Below are 18,550 nucleotides of genomic sequence, written 5' to 3'. Positions count from 1 at the left end.
GCCCTCGCCGGGGGCCGGGAGCGGGCGCTCAGGGCCGGCGCGGCGGCTGGAGTCCCAGCATCCGGTCCTTCAGCGCCGGGAACTGCTCCCGTGTCGTCGCGACCTGCCCCGGGTCGAACTCCACCGTGAGGACCTCCTCGCCGGCCCCGGCCTCGGCCAGCACCTCGCCCCACGGGTCGACCACGATCGAGTGGCCGGCCTGGGGGACTCCGGCGTGCGTGCCCGCCGTCGCGCAGGCGAGAACGAACGACTGGTTCTCCACGGCCCGCGCCCGGGCCAGCAGCGTCCAGTGGGACCGGCGGCGCTCCGGCCAGCCCGCCGCCACCACGAGCGTCTCGGCACCGGCGTCGACGAGACCGCGGAAGAGTTCGGGGAAACGGAGGTCGTAGCAAGTGGCCACGCCCAGGGTCGTGGCGGGCAGACGCACCGTCACCAGTTCCGTGCCCGCGCCCATCAGGACGGCCTCGCCCTTGTCGAAGCCGAAGCGGTGGATCTTGCGGTAGGCGGCGGCCAGATCGCCGGAGGGGGAGAAGACGAGCGAGGTGTTGTAGAGCGGTCCCTCCGGATCCCGCTCCGGGATCGAGCCGGCGTGCAGCCAGACGCCCGCGTCACTCGCGGCCTTCGCCATCGCCTCGTACGTCGGCCCTTCGAGCGGCTCGGCCTCCCGCCCGAACTCCTCGTAGGCGAAGGCACCCGTGGTCCACAGCTCCGGCAGGACGACGAGATCGCTTCCGGCCTGATCCCGGACCATCGCGGCCGCCCGCCGACGGCGCGCTTCGACCGATTCGCCCTCTTCTACGGCGATCTGGATCACAGAGGCGCGCACACTACCACCGTCCTGGCATTCGAGTCGTCCACACGGGCCTACGATCGTCACACGAAAGCACTGCCGGGGTGCCTCACAGCAGCGTAACTTAGCGTTCAAGACACCCGCTGACAGCCGCCACCTCCCACTGGCAACGCCGCCACCATCTGCCCGTGCACCGACCGCCGAGGGGTCCCGTTCCGTGAGTCTGCATCCCACCCTCCAGCCCTACGCCGACGCCTGGACCCACTCCATCGAAGCGATATCCGAGCTGGTGGGACCACTCGTGGAGGCAGAGTGGAACCGGCGCACGCCCTGCCCGGGGTGGTCGGTGCGGGACGTGGTCTCCCATGTCATCGGCCTGGACTGCGAGATGCTCGGCGACCCGCGTCCCATCCACACCCTGCCGCGCGACCTCTTCCACGTCACCAACGACCACCAGCGCTACATGGAGATGCAGGTCGACGTCCGCCGCCACCACACGGCGCCGGAGATGACCTCCGAGCTGGAGTACGTGATCATCCGCCGCAACCGGCAGCTGCGGAACGACTCGCGTGACCCGGGCATGAAGGTGCGCGGGCCGCACGGCAGCGACCTCACGCTCGAGGAGTCGATGCGGCGGCACGCGTTCGACGTGTGGGTGCACGAGCAGGACCTGCGCACGGCCCTCGGCCGCCCCGGCAACCTCGACTCCCCCGGCGCACTGGTCGCCCGCGACGTGCTGCTCGGCGAACTCCCGCGTGTCGTCGCCGAGGACGCGCAGGCGCCGCGCAGCTCGGCCATCGTCTTCGACGTCCACGGCCCCGTCGAGTTCCTGCGCACGATCCGGGTCGACATCCAGGGCCGAGGCACCCTGGAAACGGCCCCGGCCCTCGGCCCCGCCGCGACCCTCACCCTCGACTGGGAGACCTACGTCCGCCTGGCCTGCGGCCGCGTGACCCCCGACGCGGTCTCCGACCGTCTGAAGACGGAGGGCGACCCGGAACTGACGACGGCGATCCTGCGGAACTTCACGGTCACGCAGTAGGGGGCCGGCAGGGCGGAGCCGGCCCTGCGCTGAGCAGAGCCTGGGCGCGGCGGCACCTCGTCGCGCCGAGCCGCGCACCCACCCGGCCTCGGCGCCGGCACCGAAAACCCCGTGCCGCTGCCCCACCCCGCGCCGTAGCGTCCCCGGCATGACCCCACCGCGTCACACCCGCCTGACCTTCCACGGCCCGCTGTCCGAAACCCGAGCGGACGCCCTCGTGCGACGCCTCATCCGCCACAACCCCACCTCGGTGCTGGATATCGGCTGCGGCTGGGGCGAGCTCATGCTCCGCGTCCTCGCCGCCGCACCGGAGGCGACCGGCACCGGCATCGACGTGAACCCCGACGACCTGGCTCGTGGACGACGGGCCGCCGGGGAACGCGGATCGGCGCCCCGGGTCCGCTTCCTGGAGGAATCCGCCACCGGCACCACCCGCGGCCCCGCCGACCTCGTCCTCTGCGTGGGTGCGAGCCAGGCACTGAGCAGCCGGCTCCCCGAGGCCCTCGCCGAGCTGCGCCGCCTGGTCACCGACCGCGGCCGGGTGCTGCTCGGCGAAGGCTTCTGGCACCGCACCCCGACCGAAGCCGAGTTGTCCCGCATGTGGCCGGACGCCTCCGTAGCCGACCATCACGACCTCGCGACCCTCGTCGGCCTGGCGGTCGAGGCGGGGTTCAGACCGGAGTGGACGGAGACGGCGACCCACGACGAGTGGGAGGAGTTCGAGTCGGCGTACCTCGCGGACACCGAGGTGTGGCTCGCCGGTCACCCCGGCCATCCCCTGGCCGCCGAGACACGGCAGCGCGCAGACCGGCACCGGGCCGCCTGGCTCACCTACCGCGGCATCCTCGGCCTCGCGTACCTCACCCTCGTACCGGTGACCCGGTGACGCGCATCGACGGCTCCGCGCCGGCTCACACCGGCACGTGCACCGTCTCCACGCGACTCGCCACCAGCCGCTCCCGCTCCCGCCGGGCCGCCCGCCCGCGCAGCCGCAGGATCTGGGTGACGCCGGCCGCCTGGAGCACGAACACCACCGAGAACGCGATGCGGTAGTCGTCGCCGGTCGCGTCCAGCAGGACCCCGATCGCGAACAGCGTGGTCATGGAGGCCACGAAGCCGCCCATGTTGGTGATGCCGGACGCCGTGCCCTGCCGCTCGGGCGGGTTGGCCGGGCGGGCGAAGTCGAAGCCGATCATCGAGGCGGGCCCGCACGCTCCGAGCACCGTGCACAGCACGACTAGCAGCCACATGGGGGCGTGCGCGCCCGGACAGGCGAGCGCCGCCGCCCACAGGGCCGCCGTCGTGCCGACCGTGCCGAGGGCGAGGGGCAGCCGCGCCCCGTGGTGCCGGGCGACGATCTGGCCGTAGACGAGGCCGACGACCATGTTCGACAGCACGACGAGCGTGAGGAGTTCGCCGGCCACCGCTCGGGAGAGCCCTTGCGCCTCGACCAGGAACGGCAGGCCCCACAGGAGCAGGAAGACCATCGCCGGGAACTGGGTGGTGAAGTGCACCCACAGCCCCAGCCGCGTCCCCGGCTCCCGCCAGGCGGCGGCGATCTGCCGCCGGACGTAGGCCGCGCCCTGGTGCGGGAGCGGCTCCGGCTCGTGGCCCTCGGGGTGGTCCTTCAGGAACAGCAGCACCAGGACGAACACCACGGCCCCGGCGGCCGCGCTGCCCGCGAACGCCGCCGTCCAGCCGATGCCGTGCAGCAGCCGGGCCAGGACGAGCGTGGAGACCAAGTTGCCGGCCATGCCGACCAGTCCCGCGAACTGGGCGACGAGCGGTCCGCGCCGGGCCGGGAACCAGCGGCTGCCGAGGCGCAGCACGCTGATGAACGTCAGCGCGTCACCGCAGCCGAGCAGCGCCCGGGAGGCGAGCGCCGTGCTGTACGACGGGGAGAACGCGAAGCCGAGCTGTCCGGCCGTGAACAGCACCGCGCCGAGCGCCAGCACCTTCTTGGTGCCGAGCCGGTCGACCAGCAGGCCGACCGGTATCTGCATGCCCGCGTAGACCAGCAGCTGGAGGATGGAGAAGGTGGACAGGGCGGAGGCGTTCACGTGGAAGCGGTCGGCGGCGTCGAGGCCGGCCACGCCCAGGGAGGTGCGGAAGATGACCGCGACGAAGTAGACCGAGACGCCGATGCCCCAGACGGCCAGGGCGCGGCGGCCGCCCGGCGGGTCGTCCGGGAGCGCGGTGGAGCTCATCGGACCTCACCCCGGGCCAGGTGCGAGAACCAGCCGATGTGCCGGTGGACGAGGCCGACCGCCGCCTCCGCGTCCCCGGCGCGCAGCGCGTCGAGGATCTCCTCGTGCTCGGCGAGGGTCTTGGCGATGCGGTCGGGGTGGGAGTGCATGACGGCGACGCCCATGCGCAGCTGACGGTCGCGCAGCTGGTCGTAGAGGCGGGAGAGGATCTCGTTGCCGCCACTGCGGACGATCTCGGCGTGGAAGCAGCGGTCGGTGACGGCGGCGCCCGCGAGGTCTCCGGCGGCGGCCTGCTTCTTCTGCCGGGCCAGCAGCTCCTCCAGGCGCTCTATGAGCCCGGGGGGCGCCGGCACGGCCTTGCGCGCCGCGTGCTCCTCGACGAGCAGCCGGGTCTCCACGACGTCGGCGATCTCCTGCGCGGAGACGGGCAGGACGAGGGCGCCCTTCTTGGGGTAGAGCCGGATCAGCCCCTCGGCCTCCAGCCGGAGCAGCGCCTCGCGTACCGGAGTGCGCGAGACCCCGACGGCCTCGGCGAGCTCGCCCTCGGTGAGGAGGGTCCCGCCCTCGTAGCGGCGCTCCAGGACGCCCTGTTTGACGTGGGCGTAGACGCGGTCGGCGGCGGGGGGTTGCTTCACGGCCAGGGGCATGCCGACAGCATAGATACAACAGGTACGCATGGATGCATCCGTCCAGGATGCGGACCCGAATGTCACACATCTGTGGCAAAGCAGGGGCCCCCCTCGGCAACGGCACAACTTCGTGTGCTAGTTACGAGTCAGACACGTGCGGCCCCTTTCCCCTCGTCCTCAACTCGGCCGCATCGTTGGGGCATTCGACGCAATCGGGGTACTTCACTTGATAACCGGCATTCAGGGCACCCGTCTCCGCAGAGCTGCGGCCGTCGCCGTGACCACCGGCGCCGTGTTCGCGACCGGCGCTCTCACCGTCGCGCCGGCGCAGGCCGCCTCCGCGCCGACCATCGCCGCCAAGGGCGGCTACGTGATGAACAACGCGACAGGCAAGTCGCTCTACACCAAGGCGGCCGACACCCGCCGCTCGACCGGCTCGACCACCAAGATCATGACCGCTCTGGTGGTGCTGAAGCAGTCGAACCTCAACCTGGACAGCAAGGTCACGGTCCAGAAGGCGTACAGCGACTACATCGTCGACAACAACTGGGCGTCCAACGCCAAGCTGATCGTCGGCGACAAGGTCACCGTCCGCCAGCTGCTGTACGGCCTGATGCTGCCGTCCGGCTGTGACGCGGCCTACGCGCTCGCCGACAAGTTCGGCTCGGGTTCGACGCGGGCGGCGCGCGTGAAGTCGTTCATCGGCAAGATGAACACCACCGCCAAGAACCTGGGCCTGAAGAACACCCACTTCGACTCGTTCGACGGCATCGGCAGGGGCAGCAACTACTCCACGCCGCGCGACCTGACGAAGCTCGCCAGCGCGGCGATGAAGAACTCCACGTTCCGCACGGTCGTCAAGACGAAGAAGTACACGGCGAAGACGACCACCAAGTCCGGCGGTACGCGGACGATGGCCCCGTGGGAGAACACCAACCCGCTGCTCACCAGCTACACCGGCGCGATCGGCGTGAAGACCGGCTCGGGCCCGGAGGCCGGGTACTGCCTGGTCTTCGCGGCGACGAAGAACGGCAAGACGGTCATCGGCACGGTCCTCTCCTCGACCAACGCGACCACGCGCAAGTCGGACGCGACGAAGCTGCTCAACTACGGCTTCACCAGGTAGGACGACGCACGAGAAGGGGGCTCACCGCCATCGGCGGTGAGCCCCCTTCCGCTGGTCAGGCAGCTGCTCCCGCAACGGGTGCGCGCAGGTCGGCGCGGCCGGCTCGCCGGGCACGGGTCAGGGCGCGGACGGTGGAGCGGTCGGCCTCGCCGGTCTCCTCGACGGTCTTGCCGATACGGCTGCCGTAGACGGAGTTCACGAATCTCCGGGCTTCGAGCACCATCGCGTCACGCCTGAGGGGAGTTGACTCTCTGTCAAGGGCCGCCCCTGCATGCCGGGCCAGGTCCAGCTCCCGGTGAGAGTGATCGTATGTCCGGCTCACCGCTACCTGTGGGGTCCTTGGGCGGGTCCCAGGAGCTTCTCGGGCTCCTCGGAACACCGCCGGTCAACCTCGCGGGCAGACGCCGGCGGCCCCCCGCCCGGGTGGGGCGGGGAGGCCGCCGCGGTCGGCTCATGCCCAGGTGATCAGACGCTTCGGCTGCTCGAGGATCGCCGCCACGTCGGCCAGGACCTTCGAGCCCAGCTCGCCGTCGACCAGACGATGGTCGAAGGACAGGGCCAGGGTGGTGACCTGGCGGGGCTTCACCTTGCCCTTGTGGACCCACGGCTGCGGCTTGATCGCGCCGACCGCGAGGATCGCGGACTCGCCCGGGTTGAGGATCGGCGTGCCCGTGTCGACGCCGAAGACGCCGACGTTGGTGATCGTCACCGTGCCGCCCTGCATGGCCGCCGGGGACGTCTTGCCGTCCCTGGCCGTCGACACCAGCTCGCCCAGCGACTCGGCCAGTTGCGGCAGCGTCTGGGCGTGGGCGTCCTTGATGTTCGGCACGATCAGGCCGCGCGGGGTCGCGGCCGCGATGCCCAGGTTCACGTAGTGCTTGACCACGATCTCCTGGGCGGCCTCGTCCCAGGACGCGTTGATGTCCGGGTTGCGCCTGATCGCGACCAGCAGGGCCTTGGCGATCAGCAGGAGGGGGTTCACGCGCAGGCCCGCGAACTCCCTGTCCTCCTTGAGCTCCTCGACCAGCTTCATGGTGCGCGTCACGTCGACCGTCACGAACTCCGTGACATGCGGCGCCGTGAACGCCGAGCCGACCATGGCCGCCGCCGTCGCCTTGCGGACACCCTTGATCGGAACACGCGTCTCACGCGTGGTGTCGTACGAGGCCGGCGCCGGTGCGGCGACCGGGGCCGGCTGTGCCGCCGGCTCGGTGGCCTCCGGCACGGCGGCGGCCACCGCCGCGTGCACGTCCTCGCGCGTGATGATGCCGTCCGGGCCGGTCGGGGTGACCGTCGTCAGGTCGATGCCCAGGTCCTTGGCCAGCTTGCGGACCGGAGGCTTGGCCAGCGGGCGGTCCGCCCCGGCCGGGGCCGGGGAGATCGCGGTCGGGGCGGGTGCGGCCGGAGCCGCCGGCGCGTGGCCGTTCAGCTCCGTCTGGAACGCCGGCGAGGCCTGCTGGACCGGGACCTCCGGGCCCTTGCGGGGGCGTCGGCGGGTGGACGAGGTCGCCACCCCGTAACCGACCAGGACCGGCTGGCGGCCCGAGCCCGCGGTCTTGGGCTCCTCGGGCTTGGACTCCTCGGCGGGCTTGGCCGCCGTCCGAGCGGGCGCGGGCTGCTCGGCGACGGGCGCGGGGGCGGAGCCGCCGCTCACGTCCACCGCGATGATCGCCGTGCCCACGTCGACCGTGGTGCCCTCGGGGAAGTGCAGGTCCCGGACCACGCCGTCGTAGGGGATGGGCAGCTCGACGGCCGCCTTCGCCGTCTCGACCTCGCACACCACCTGGCCGTCGGTGACCGTGTCGCCGGGCTGGACGTACCACTTGAGGATCTCGGCCTCGGTGAGTCCCTCGCCCACGTCGGGCATCTTGAACTCGCGCACGGACGCTTCCGTCATCGTCGTCACGACCCTCTCCTCAGTACGCCAGCGAGCGGTCGACGGCATCCAGCACCCGGTCCAGGTTCGGCAGGTACTCCTCCTCCAGGCGGGCCGGCGGGTACGGGGCGTGGTAGCCGCCGACCCGGAGCACCGGGGCCTCCAGGTGGTAGAAGCAGCGCTCCGTGATCCGGGCGGCGATCTCCGCGCCGGAGCCGAAGAACACCGGCGCCTCGTGGACGACGACCAGGCGGCGGGTCTTCTCGACGGAGGCCTGGATCGAGTCGAAGTCGATCGGGGAGACCGAGCGCAGGTCCAGGACCTCCAGGTCCTTGCCCTCCTCGGCGGCCGCGTCGGCGACCTCCTGGCAGAGCTTCACCATCGGCCCGTAGGCGGCGAGGGTGAGGTCGGTGCCCGCGCGGACCACCTGGGCCTTGTGCAGCGGGCCCGGGATCGCCTCCGTGTTGACCTCGCCCTTGTCCCAGTAGCGGCGCTTGGGCTCGAAGAAGATCACCGGGTCGTCGCTCTGGATGGCCTGCTGCATCATCCAGTAAGCGTCCGACGCGTTCGACGGGCTGACCACCTTCAGGCCCGACACGTGCGCGAACAGCGACTCGGGTGACTCCGAGTGGTGCTCCACGGCGCCGATGCCGCCGCCGTAGGGGATGCGCACGACGACCGGCATCTTGACCTTGCCCAGCGAGCGCGCGTGCATCTTCGCCAGCTGCGTGACGATCTGGTCGTACGCCGGGAAGACGAAGCCGTCGAACTGGATCTCCACCACCGGGCGGTAACCGCGCAGGGCCAGGCCGATCGCCGTGCCGACGATGCCCGACTCGGCGAGCGGGGTGTCGATGACGCGGCTCTCGCCGAAGTCCTTCTGCAGGCCGTCCGTCACCCGGAAGACACCGCCGAGCTTGCCGACGTCCTCGCCCATGATCAGGACCTTGGGGTCGGACTCCAGGGCGCGGCGCAGCGACTCGTTGATCGCCTTGGCCAGAGCCATCTTGTCGGCCATCTCAGTTACCCCCCTCGTCGGCGAACGACGCCTGGTACGCGGCGAACTGGGCGCGCTCCTCGTCGACGAGCGCGTGTCCGTCCGCGTAGACGTTCTCGAAGATCGCGAAGTGGTCCGGGTCCGGCATGGCACGGACCGTCTCGCGCACTCGTTTGCCCAACGCCTCGGACTCGGCCTCCAGTTCCGCGAAGAATCCCTCGTCCGCGTGGTTCGAGGCCTCCAGATAGCGGCGAAGGCGCAGGATCGGGTCCTTGGCCTCCCAGGCCTGGCGCTCCTCGTCGCCCCGGTACCGGGTCGGGTCGTCGGAGGTGGTGTGGGCGCCCATGCGGTAGGTGAACGCCTCGACGAGGGTCGGGCCCTCGCCGGAGCGGGCCCGCTCCAGGGCCCACCGGGTGACCGCGAGGCAGCCGAGCACGTCGTTGCCGTCCACCCGGACGCCCGGGAAGCCGAAGCCCTGCGCGCGCTGGTAGATCGGGACGCGGGACTGCTTCTCGGTCGGCTCGGAGATGGCCCACTGGTTGTTCTGGCAGAAGAACACGACCGGGGCGTTGTAGACCGCGGAGAAGGTGAACGACTCGGCCACGTCGCCCTGGCTGGAGGCGCCGTCACCGAAGTAGGCGATCACCGCGCTGTCCGCGCCGTCCTTGGCGACACCCATCGCGTAACCGGTGGCGTGCAGCGTCTGGGAACCGATGACGATCGTGTAGAGGTGGAAGTTGTTGCCGTTCGGGTCCCAGCCGCCGTTGTTCACGCCGCGGAACATGCCGAGCAGGTTGGTCGGGTCCACCCCGCGGCACCAGGCGACGCCGTGCTCGCGGTACGTGGGGAAGACGTAGTCGTCGTCGCGCAGGGCCCGGCCCGAGCCGATCTGCGCGGCCTCCTGGCCGAGCAGCGACGCCCACAGGCCCAGCTCACCCTGGCGCTGCAGGGAGGTCGCCTCGGCGTCGAAGCGGCGGGTGAGCACCATGTCGCGGTAGAGGCCGCGGAGCTCGTCCGGGGTGACACCGGCGACGTACTTGTCGAACTCTGCGTTCTTGACGCGCTTGCCCTCGGGCGTCAGCAGCTGCACGAGCTGGGGCTCGGTGCCCTTCGCGCCGGCGTCCTTCTTGGCGGTGGTGCGGGTGGTGCGCTTGGTGCCGGTGGTGCCGGCCTTGCTTCCGGCGCTGCGTCGCGGTGTGCGCGCGGCAGTGCTCTCCACGGTCACGTGTGCTCCTCCGTCGGTCCGGCTCCCGGGGTTGCCGGTAGGCCTGAGGGTCCCCCTGCTCCTGTTGAGCTCGGGGGAGCGGCTCACCTGAACTCGACCACCGGGCACGGGGTGGGTGCCACTCGACCGGGAACAGGCGTGACAGGTGCCCCGGCGAGCGCCCTGCAAAAAGCACGTTACCCAGTGCGCCACATTTCTGTGAAACCCCATCTGACCTGCGATTTTGCTTGGATATCCAAGTAAAATCGGACAGGTGTGGAAGGGGCCCTGGTCACAGCCTTGCAGGAGGTCGGGGCTACCGCACGTTAACCCGGTGACCCAGGTCACGGGAAGAGTCAACTTGTGGGCGCGGCGAAACGGCACGCGCGCGTGGGGCCCGTTTCCGGGTCCCACGCGCGCGTGGATCATCGGTTTTGTGGCGGCCGTCCGGTCCGGGGGCCGGGCTCGGGTCAGCCGCCGCCCTCGCCGCCCGAGCCTCCGACGACACCGGTCGCACCGCCCGAGTCGGTGCCACCCGTGTCGGCCGGCGGTGACGCCGGGTCCGAGGGCGGCTGGTCCGTCGGCTCGCCGGTCGGCTCCACGGAGGTCTGCGGGTCCGAAGGCTGCCCGGTGGGCGACTGGGGAGCGCTCTGCGACGGCGTGTAGGAGGGCGTGGACGACGGCGTCCAGTCACCGCCGCCGGAACCCGTGCCGGTGCCGTTGTCCGTGGACGTGTCGGTCGGACCGTCGGTCGTGTCGTCGCTCGGCGTCTCGCTCGGCGTCTTCTTCTCGGCCGTCTGCGAGGTGGTCGGCGACTCCTTGACGTCGCGACCGCCGTCGCCGTTGCCCGTGGTTTTCAGTGCCAGGGCGACGCCCACCGCGACGGCGATCACCGCGAGCACGGCGATGATCCACAGCTTGCCGCGACCGCTGCCCTTGTTGCCGTGGCCCTCGAAGCCGCCGTCGTCCCCGTTGCCGTAGCCGCCGGGCAGGATCGGCGAGGGGATCTGCGCGGTGCCGGAGGCGTCCCCCGGGTGGCCCATCACGGCGGTCTGGGCGAAGCCGCCCGAGGGGGTGTGACGGCCCTCGTGCATGTCCACCGGGCCGGTGTTCCAGGTGCCGGTGTGGCCGCCCTGTTCGTAGAGCATCTGGAGCGCGTACTGGACCAGTCCGCGCATCTCCTCGGCCGTCTGGAAGCGGTCGTCGGGCTCCTTGGCGAGGGAGCGCATGACCATGCCGTCCAGCTCCGGCGGGCAGGCGTCGGAGGCCTCGGACGGCGGCGTCGGGATGTCCTGGACGTGCTGGTACACCACCGACAGCGGGGTCTCGCCGGTGAAGGGCGGGCGCAGCGCGAGGAGCTCGTAGAGCAGGCAGCCCGTGGCGTACAGGTCGGAGCGGTGGTCGACGGCCTTGCCGAGCGCCTGCTCGGGGGACAGGTACTGCGGGGTGCCCATGACCATGCCGGTCTGCGTCATCGTGGACTGCGCGCCGTGCAGGGCGCGGGCGATGCCGAAGTCCATCACCTTCACGGCGCCGCTGTGCGTGATGATGACGTTGGCGGGCTTGATGTCGCGGTGCACGATGCCGTGCTGGTGCGAGTAGGCGAGCGCCTCCAGGACGCCCGAGACGATGATCAGGGCCTGCTCGGGGCCGGGGGCCTCGGCGTTCAGCAGCAGGTCACGGATGGTGCGGCCCTCGACCAGCTCCATCACGATGTAGGGCACGGACTGGCCGCCGACGAAGTCCTCGCCGGAGTCGTACACGGCGACGATCGCGTGGTGGTTGAGGCCGGCCACCGACTGGGCCTCGCGCGTGAAGCGCGCCTTGGACACCGGGTCCTCGGCGAGGTCGGAGCGGAGCAGCTTGACGGCGACGGTGCGCCCGAGGCGGACGTCCTCGGCTGCGAACACCTCGGCCATGCCGCCCCGGCCGAGTCTGTGGGTCAGCCGGTACCGGCCGTCCCCGACCAGCCCGCCGTTACCCCAGTTGTCCGGCGCGTCCGACATGCCGCCGCCAGTCGCCTCGGGGTCGGACGGGCCCTGAGCGCGCTGCTGCTGTGCCATCAGTCCTCGCCGTCGTTTCTGCCCGCGGTGCGCGCGGTGTTGTTACGGTCTCCGTCGGCCACGCTACAGCCTCGGCGCAAGCCTCCGGTCCGGGACGGGTGTCGGGACCGGCACGAGACGGACCGGCCATGAAACCTTCACTCCGTACTGTCGTGCAAATTCTGCGTACCGGCCGTACGCCCCCGGTAACGCTTGCGCGACGCTTCTTCCGCGTACGGTCACGGAACGGGCACCGAGCTTGACGTGTCAGTGCCCTGGGGCAGACTTGGCCGGGAACGACGGTTGGATCAACGAGGGAGCAGGCGGCGGTCGGCCGCGCCTGCAGGGGCTACGGGGGGACAGGGACTGAGTCAGGACGGCGCACAAGGCCAGGACACAGGGCGGGCGCTCGCCGGTGGCCGCTATCAGCTGCGTGACCTGCTCGGCCAGGGCGGCATGGCCGCGGTGCACCTCGCGTACGACAGCGTGCTCGACCGGCAAGTCGCGATCAAGACACTGCACACGGAACTCGGACGGGAGCAGGCCTTCCGCGAGCGGTTCCGCCGCGAGGCGCAGTTCGTGGCGAAGCTCACGCACACCAACATCGTCTCGGTCTTCGACACCGGCGAGGACACCCTCGACGGCATGACGACGCCCTACATCGTCATGGAGTACGTCGAGGGCCGCCCGCTCGGCTCGGTGCTCGACGAGGACGTGCGGCAGCAGGGCGCGATGCCCCCGGACAAGGCACTGAAGATCACCGGGGACGTGCTGGCCGCGCTGGAGATCAGCCACGAGATGGGCCTGGTCCACCGGGACGTCAAGCCGGGCAACGTGATGGTGACCAAGCGCGGCATGGTCAAGGTCATGGACTTCGGCATCGCCCGCGCCATGCAGTCCGGTGTGACGTCGATGACACAGACCGGCATGGTCGTCGGCACCCCGCAGTACCTGTCGCCGGAGCAGGCCCTCGGCCGCGGGGTGGACGCCCGCTCCGACCTGTACTCGGTCGGCATCATGCTGTTCCAGCTGGTGACCGGGCGGCTGCCGTTCGACGCGGACTCGCCGCTGGCCATCGCCTATGCGCACGTGCAGGAGGAGCCGCCGGTCGCGTCCTCGATCAACCGCGCGCTGCCCCCGGCCGTGGACGCGCTGATCGCCCGCGCGCTGAAGAAGAACCCGAACGAGCGCTTCCCGAGCGCCGCGACCATGCGCGACGAGTGCCTGCGCGTGGCGGCCTCCTTCCGGGCCGCGCCGCCGAGCATCGTCCCGGGCACGCCCCCGCCGAGCGGCGCGGGCGTCGGCTCGGCGGTGTTCCCGCCGGTCGACCAGGCGACCGCGGCGCCCTCGGGCCAGGTCCGGGCGCCGTATCAGCCGGCCCCGCCCCCGAACCCGTACGGCACCCCGACCCCGTCGGCGGCCTACGGCTATCCGCAGCAGGGCGGGTACCAGACGCCGTACCCGGCCGCGTACTCCCCGCAGCCCGGCCCCTCGACCCCGCCGCCGTACAACCTCACGCCCCCGGCCGCGACCGCCTCCCAGGGCGGCGGCAAGAGCAACAAGCCGGTGATCATCGGCTCGATCGTCGTCTCCGTGGTCGCCGTCGGCGGACTGGTCGGGGCGCTGCTGACGAACGGCGGCAGCGAGGACGGCAAGGGCGGCGGGGGCAGCAGCGCGACCGCGTCGGCCTCGGCGGAGAAGAGGCCCGGCTACCGCGGGCCGGACACGACGAGGACGATCGAGACCGAGGAGTGCACGGAGCCTCAGGAGTCGTACAGCGACCCCGACAAGATCAAGGTCCCGGGCTTCAAGTTCAAGAACATCCAGTCGGTCAAGGCCTGTGCCCAGGCGGCCGGCTGGCAGATCAGCACGGACTCGATGGACGAGAACACCTACGGCGAGGGCACGGTCATGAACCAGTTCCCGGCCAAGGGCACCGATGTCGACCCGAAGGACATGCCGACGATCGAGCTCGACGTCTCGACGGGCAACCCGCCAGGCTGACGTTCCGGACATGGGGAAGGGCCCGGTGGCTTCGGCTTCGGCCGCCGGGCCCTTTCGTCGTATGAGGTCCGGTGGTGGTCTAGAGGTAGGGGCCGCCCGACCGGCCGCCCGACCGGCCGCCCGGGTGCTGCTCGTCGAGGCCGTCCCCGACGCCCGGCGGCAGGGCCCGGCGCATCTGCTCCAACTGGGCGCGGGCCGCCATCTGCTGGGCGAACAGCGTCGTCTGGATCCCGTGGAACAGCCCCTCCAGCCAGCCGACCAGCTGGGCCTGCGCGATGCGCAGCTCCGCGTCGCTCGGGGTCGCCTCGTCCGTGAAGGGCAGGGAGAGCCGCTCCAACTCCTCGACCAGCTCGGGCGCAAGACCGTCCTCCAGCTCCTTCACCGAACTGGCGTGGATCTCCTTGAGCCGGACCCGGCTGGCCTCGTCCAGGGGAGCCACGCGCACTTCTTCCAGAAGCTGCTTGATCATGCTGCCGATGCGCATGACCTTCGCGGGCTGCTCCACCTGCTCCGTGACCGGGGTCTCTCGGGAGTCCTCGTCCCCGCCGCCGCTGAGCGCCATGCCGTCCTGGCCCACGACCAGGATCTGCTGGTTCTCCGGCGACCTCTCGTTCCTCGGCATCTCCATGTCGCCATTCTCTCGCACGCCTGCACCTCACCTTTGTGGTGCCCCCGCGGGAGGCTGATCCACCGTGATGGAGGAGACGAGTTGCTCAGGCCGCGGGTTGCTCCGCGGCGGGTGGCTCCCCCCCCCTCCCGGGTGAGTCTCGGCAGCCGGGCCCCGCACGCCCCGTCCGGCCCTCTCGACGCCGTCACGGTCCACCGTGCCGTCCCGTTCCGGGCGGCCGTAGGTGTGCAGAGCTGCCCCGGATCGTGCAGCGATTCCGCCCCTCGGCCGAACCCGGAGTGCCTGACGACGGGGGTGGTGTGAGGCTGATTGCCTCGATATGACCGAACTTGCCGTTTCTGCCCTACCGGGCACGGCGGGAGGGGGTCACCCACGTGACTCCATGGCAACGCGCACTGCGGGCGGTGGGACTGGTGGTCGCCCTGGGGGCGGGTGCGGTCGTCTCACCGTACGGGGTTGCTCCGTCCCACGGTGCTGTCCTCGCGTACGACGAAGAGGAGGGAGCCGGGGCCGGCGCAGCCCGGGCGGCCCCGTCCGTCCCGTCCGTCCTGTCACCCCCGTCCGCCGCGGGCGAGCCCTCGCGGGCCGGGAGCCGGGCCGGGCAGGGGCGGGAGCGGCCGGGACGGCCGGAGGGAGCCGAGGAGAAGCCGGGCGTCGCCGACGCGAGCGCGGTACCCGAGGCGCCCCGGGAGGCCGCCGTGGTACCCGAGGCGCCCCGGGAGGCCGTCCCGGAGCCCCCGGCACCGATGGACCAGCCCGTACGCCGGGCCGCTACCGCCGAACGCCCCACCGGCCCGGTTCCGCGCATCCTGCCGCTGGGCAGCGGCCTGGTCCTGATCGGACTGGGGCTGGGCCTGGCCTTCGTGGGACTGCGGTTGCGGCGGGTCTGAGGCCGGTCACACGGCACCACGAATCCGGCCCCGGACCTCAGGCGCCCCGCGGCGCGATCAGCAGCACCTTGCCGACGTGGCCGCTCTCCTCCACCACCCGGTGGGCGGTGGCGGCGTCCGGCATGGGGATCGCGCGGTCGACGACCGGGCGCAGCCGGCCGCCGGCGAACAGGGGCCAGACGTGTTCGCGTACGGCCGCGACGATGGCCGCCTTCTCCTGCGGCGGCCGGGCACGCAGGGATGTCGCACTGATGGCGGCGCGCTTGGCCAGCAGGGCGCCGATGTTCAGCTCGCCCTTCACACCGCCCTGCATCCCGATGATCGCCAGCCGGCCGTTGACGGCGAGGGCCTTGACGTTGCGCTCCAGGTACTTGGCACCCATGTTGTCGAGGATCACGTCGGCACCGGCGCCGTCCGTGGCCTTCCTGACCTCTTCGACGAAGTCCTGCTCGCGATAGTTGACCAGGATGTCGGCGCCCAGCTCGGCGCACCGGTCCAGCTTCTCCTTCGTACCGGCCGTGACCGCCACCCGCGCGCCGGCGGCCTTGGCCAGCTGTATGGCCATCGTGCCGATGCCGCTGGAGCCGCCGTGCACGAGCAGCGTCTCGCCGGGGCGCAGATGGGCGACCATGAAGACGTTCGACCAGACGGTGCAGGCCACCTCGGGCAGCGCCGCGGCCTGCTTCAGGTCCACGCCCTCGGGCACCGGCAGCAGCTGCCCGGCAGGGACGACCGCCTTCTCGGCGTAGCCGCCGCCGGACAGCAGCGCGCACACCTCGTCGCCGATGTTCCAGCCGGCGACCCCGGGGCCGAGTTCGGCGATCCGCCCGGAGCACTCCAGGCCGGGATACGGGGACGTGCCGGGCGGCGGGTCGTAGAAGCCCTGTCGCTGCAGGATGTCGGCCCGGTTGACCGCGCCGGCCGTCACCTCGACCAGGACTTCGCCCTCGCCGGGCACGGGATCCGGGACCTCGTCCCAGACCAGCGCCTCGGGCCCACCAGGTTCGGGAATCGTGATCGCATGCATGAAGGGGACCGTACCCCCCGGTCCCCGGGCCGAGTCCGCCTCCGTCCCCGGGACCGCTTCCGCTACGTCGTCGGTCCGGTCCTGGCGGAAATCCATGTGCGCGACCGATGAGTTTGGGCGACGGTAAAGGTCTCCCCATGCGTAGCCCACGTACTCGGAAGGACCCGAAGCATGAGCACGCAGACGTCCGGCCTTGCCATCGAGACCGCGGGCCTGGTGAAGAGGTTCGGCGAAACCCGGGCCGTCGACGGAGTCGACCTGTCCGTGCCCGCCGGCACGGTCTACGGCGTCCTCGGCCCGAACGGCGCCGGCAAGACCACCACCGTGAAGATGCTCGCCACACTCCTGCGGCCGGACGGCGGCGAGGCGCATGTCTTCGGCCACGACATCGTCCGCGAGGCGGACGAGGTGCGCAGCCGGGTGAGCCTCACCGGCCAGTACGCGTCGGTCGACGAGGACCTCACCGGCACCGAGAACCTGGTCCTGCTGGGCCGGCTGCTCGGCCACCACAAGAGGGCCGCCCGGGACCGTGCCGCCCAGCTCCTGGAGGCCTTCGGGCTCACGGAGGCGGCCGGCAAGCAGGTCAAGCACTACTCGGGCGGCATGCGGCGGCGCATCGACATCGCCGCGTCCATCCTCAACACCCCGGACCTGCTGTTCCTCGACGAGCCGACGACCGGCCTGGACCCGCGCAGCCGCAACCAGGTGTGGGACATCGTGCGGGCCGTCGTCGCCCAGGGCACCACCGTGCTGCTGACCACCCAGTACCTGGACGAGGCCGACCAGCTGGCATCCCGGATCGCCGTCATCGACCGCGGCCGGGTCATCGCCGAGGGCACCAAGGGCGAGCTGAAGTCGTCCGTCGGGGCCGGATCCGTCCATCTGCGGCTACGAGATCCCGACCAGCGCGAGCCGGCGGCCGGGCTGCTGCGCCGGGCCCTCGCCGCGCAGGTGCAGATGGAGTCCGACCCGGTGGCCCTGACCGCCCGGCTCGGTACGGCGGCGAGCGACGACTCCGCGGCCGAGCAGGCCTCCCGCGCGCTGAGCGAGCTGTCCCGGGCCGGGATCACCGTCGACAACTTCTCGCTGGGCCAGCCCAGCCTGGACGAGGTGTTCCTCGCCCTCACCGGCCACGACACGCACGACTCCGCCGACCACTCCGACGACAGGAAGGACGAGGTGGCGGCATGAGCACCGCGACGACCACCGAGAGCAAGGACCTCGCCCCGGTCAGCGCCGAGTCCCTCGCCGCTCTGCTCATCGCCAGGGAACGGCCGCCCAGGCCCAGCGCCTGGTCGGCCTCGATGACCTTCGGCTGGCGGGCGATCCTCAAGATCAAGCACGTGCCGGAGCAGCTCTTCGACGTCACGGCGTTCCCGATCATGATGGTGCTGATGTACACGTACCTGTTCGGCGGGGCGCTGGCCGGCTCGCCGAAGGAGTACATCCAGTTCCTGCTGCCGGGCATCCTCGTGATGTCCGTCGTCATGATCACGATGTACACGGGCGTCTCGGTCAACACCGACATCGAGAAGGGCGTCTTCGACCGGTTCCGCACCCTGCCGATCTGGCGGCCGTCGACGATGGTCGGCTATCTGCTCGGCGACGCCCTGCGCTACACGATCGCGTCCGTCGTGATGCTCACCGTCGGCATCATCCTCGGCTTCCGGCCGGACGGCGGGGTCGCCGGGGTGCTGGCCGGGATCGCCCTGCTGGTGCTGTTCTCGTTCGCGTTCTCGTGGATCTGGACGATGTTCGGGCTGATGCTGCGCACCGAGAAGTCGGTGATGGGCGTCAGCATGATGGTGATCTTCCCGCTCACCTTCCTTTCCAACGTGTTCGTCGACCCGAGGACGATGCCGGGCTGGCTGCAGGCCTTCGTCAACAACAGCCCCATCACGCATCTGGCGTCGGCGGTGCGCGGTCTGATGGGCGGCGACTGGCCGGCCGAGGAGGTCGCCTGGTCGCTGGGCTGGGCAGGGCTGTTCGTGCTGGTCTTCGGGCCGGTCACGATGCGGCTGTACAACCGGAAGTAGCCCCCCGGGGCCTTGGTCGGCCGCCGCGCACCCGGGTGGGTGCGCGGCGGCC

17 protein-coding genes are annotated in these 18,550 nt (G+C 71.4%); 7 read left to right on the top strand and 10 right to left on the bottom strand.

Annotated features, from left to right (window positions below; all coding sequences use genetic code 11):
- Nucleotides 1-28: 28 nt before the first annotated feature.
- Nucleotides 29-826, bottom strand: a complete 798-nt coding sequence (locus tag ACWD1U_RS08505; protein ID WP_451105629.1) for a carbon-nitrogen family hydrolase — start codon at nucleotides 824-826, stop codon at nucleotides 29-31.
- 181 nt (nucleotides 827-1,007) lie between these two features.
- Between ACWD1U_RS08505 and ACWD1U_RS08500 the strand changes: the two genes are divergently transcribed.
- A complete protein-coding gene (locus ACWD1U_RS08500; protein ID WP_451105627.1) occupies nucleotides 1,008-1,832 on the top strand; it encodes a maleylpyruvate isomerase family mycothiol-dependent enzyme in 825 nt (274 codons plus the stop codon).
- A 148-nt stretch (nucleotides 1,833-1,980) separates the two neighbouring features.
- A complete protein-coding gene (locus ACWD1U_RS08495; RefSeq protein ID WP_451105625.1) occupies nucleotides 1,981-2,718 on the top strand; it encodes an SAM-dependent methyltransferase in 738 nt (245 codons plus the stop codon).
- Between the two features lie 25 nt (nucleotides 2,719-2,743).
- On the opposite strand, the gene ACWD1U_RS08490 is transcribed toward ACWD1U_RS08495, so the two are convergent.
- Nucleotides 2,744-4,039, bottom strand: a complete 1,296-nt coding sequence (locus tag ACWD1U_RS08490) for an MFS transporter (protein ID WP_451105623.1) — start codon at nucleotides 4,037-4,039, stop codon at nucleotides 2,744-2,746.
- Nucleotides 4,036-4,686 carry a GntR family transcriptional regulator gene (locus ACWD1U_RS08485; RefSeq protein WP_451105621.1) on the bottom strand — a complete coding sequence of 217 codons (651 nt, stop codon included), beginning with the start codon at nucleotides 4,684-4,686 and terminating at the stop codon, nucleotides 4,036-4,038. The genes ACWD1U_RS08490 and ACWD1U_RS08485 overlap by 4 nt, the downstream gene beginning before the upstream one ends.
- 208 nt (nucleotides 4,687-4,894) lie before the next feature.
- Here ACWD1U_RS08485 and ACWD1U_RS08480 point away from each other — a divergent pair, with 208 nt between their 5' ends.
- The gene (locus ACWD1U_RS08480; protein ID WP_451105619.1) at nucleotides 4,895-5,794 is read left to right on the top strand and encodes a D-alanyl-D-alanine carboxypeptidase family protein; all 900 of its coding nucleotides are present in this window, start codon (nucleotides 4,895-4,897) and stop codon (nucleotides 5,792-5,794) included.
- A 55-nt stretch (nucleotides 5,795-5,849) separates the two neighbouring features.
- On the opposite strand, the gene ACWD1U_RS08475 is transcribed toward ACWD1U_RS08480, so the two are convergent.
- From ACWD1U_RS08475 to ACWD1U_RS08455, 5 genes are all read right to left on the bottom strand, one after another.
- Complete coding sequence (locus ACWD1U_RS08475; RefSeq protein ID WP_451105618.1) at nucleotides 5,850-6,017, bottom strand: hypothetical protein; 168 nt, start codon at nucleotides 6,015-6,017, stop codon at nucleotides 5,850-5,852.
- A gap of 228 nt (nucleotides 6,018-6,245) precedes the next feature.
- On the bottom strand, nucleotides 6,246-7,700 hold the full coding sequence (locus tag ACWD1U_RS08470) for a dihydrolipoamide acetyltransferase family protein (RefSeq protein WP_451105617.1): 1,455 nt from the start codon (nucleotides 7,698-7,700) through the stop codon (nucleotides 6,246-6,248).
- A 10-nt stretch (nucleotides 7,701-7,710) separates the two neighbouring features.
- On the bottom strand, nucleotides 7,711-8,688 hold the full coding sequence (locus tag ACWD1U_RS08465) for an alpha-ketoacid dehydrogenase subunit beta (protein WP_451105615.1): 978 nt from the start codon (nucleotides 8,686-8,688) through the stop codon (nucleotides 7,711-7,713).
- A gap of 1 nt (nucleotide 8,689) precedes the next feature.
- Complete coding sequence (gene pdhA / locus ACWD1U_RS08460) at nucleotides 8,690-9,892, bottom strand: pyruvate dehydrogenase (acetyl-transferring) E1 component subunit alpha (RefSeq protein ID WP_451105613.1); 1,203 nt, start codon at nucleotides 9,890-9,892, stop codon at nucleotides 8,690-8,692.
- A 449-nt stretch (nucleotides 9,893-10,341) separates the two neighbouring features.
- On the bottom strand, nucleotides 10,342-11,934 hold the full coding sequence (locus tag ACWD1U_RS08455) for a protein kinase domain-containing protein (RefSeq protein ID WP_451105611.1): 1,593 nt from the start codon (nucleotides 11,932-11,934) through the stop codon (nucleotides 10,342-10,344).
- 345 nt (nucleotides 11,935-12,279) lie between these two features.
- Between ACWD1U_RS08455 and ACWD1U_RS08450 the strand changes: the two genes are divergently transcribed.
- On the top strand, nucleotides 12,280-13,917 hold the full coding sequence (locus tag ACWD1U_RS08450) for a protein kinase domain-containing protein (protein WP_451105785.1): 1,638 nt from the start codon (nucleotides 12,280-12,282) through the stop codon (nucleotides 13,915-13,917).
- Between the two features lie 79 nt (nucleotides 13,918-13,996).
- Here ACWD1U_RS08450 and ACWD1U_RS08445 read toward each other — a convergent pair whose 3' ends face one another.
- Nucleotides 13,997-14,545, bottom strand: a complete 549-nt coding sequence (locus ACWD1U_RS08445; protein ID WP_451105610.1) for a bacterial proteasome activator family protein — start codon at nucleotides 14,543-14,545, stop codon at nucleotides 13,997-13,999.
- A gap of 374 nt (nucleotides 14,546-14,919) precedes the next feature.
- Between ACWD1U_RS08445 and ACWD1U_RS08440 the strand changes: the two genes are divergently transcribed.
- Nucleotides 14,920-15,435: a hypothetical protein gene (locus ACWD1U_RS08440; RefSeq protein ID WP_451105608.1), complete on the top strand. Its 516-nt coding sequence runs from the start codon at nucleotides 14,920-14,922 to the stop codon at nucleotides 15,433-15,435.
- Between the two features lie 37 nt (nucleotides 15,436-15,472).
- Here the strand turns inward: ACWD1U_RS08440 and ACWD1U_RS08435 are convergent, their stop codons facing one another.
- Nucleotides 15,473-16,462, bottom strand: a complete 990-nt coding sequence (locus tag ACWD1U_RS08435) for an NAD(P)H-quinone oxidoreductase (RefSeq protein ID WP_451105607.1) — start codon at nucleotides 16,460-16,462, stop codon at nucleotides 15,473-15,475.
- 171 nt (nucleotides 16,463-16,633) lie between these two features.
- Between ACWD1U_RS08435 and ACWD1U_RS08430 the strand changes: the two genes are divergently transcribed.
- A complete protein-coding gene (locus ACWD1U_RS08430) occupies nucleotides 16,634-17,653 on the top strand; it encodes an ATP-binding cassette domain-containing protein (protein ID WP_451105605.1) in 1,020 nt (339 codons plus the stop codon).
- Complete coding sequence (locus ACWD1U_RS08425; RefSeq protein WP_451105604.1) at nucleotides 17,650-18,498, top strand: ABC transporter permease; 849 nt, start codon at nucleotides 17,650-17,652, stop codon at nucleotides 18,496-18,498. The genes ACWD1U_RS08430 and ACWD1U_RS08425 overlap by 4 nt, the downstream gene beginning before the upstream one ends.
- The last annotated feature ends 52 nt before the right edge of the window (nucleotides 18,499-18,550 follow it).

The sequence above is a fragment of the Streptomyces sp. NPDC002788 genome, from assembly GCF_053592115.1.
Note: the sequence above shows the minus strand (reverse complement) of the source record. Positions and strands in the feature narration are given on the sequence as shown.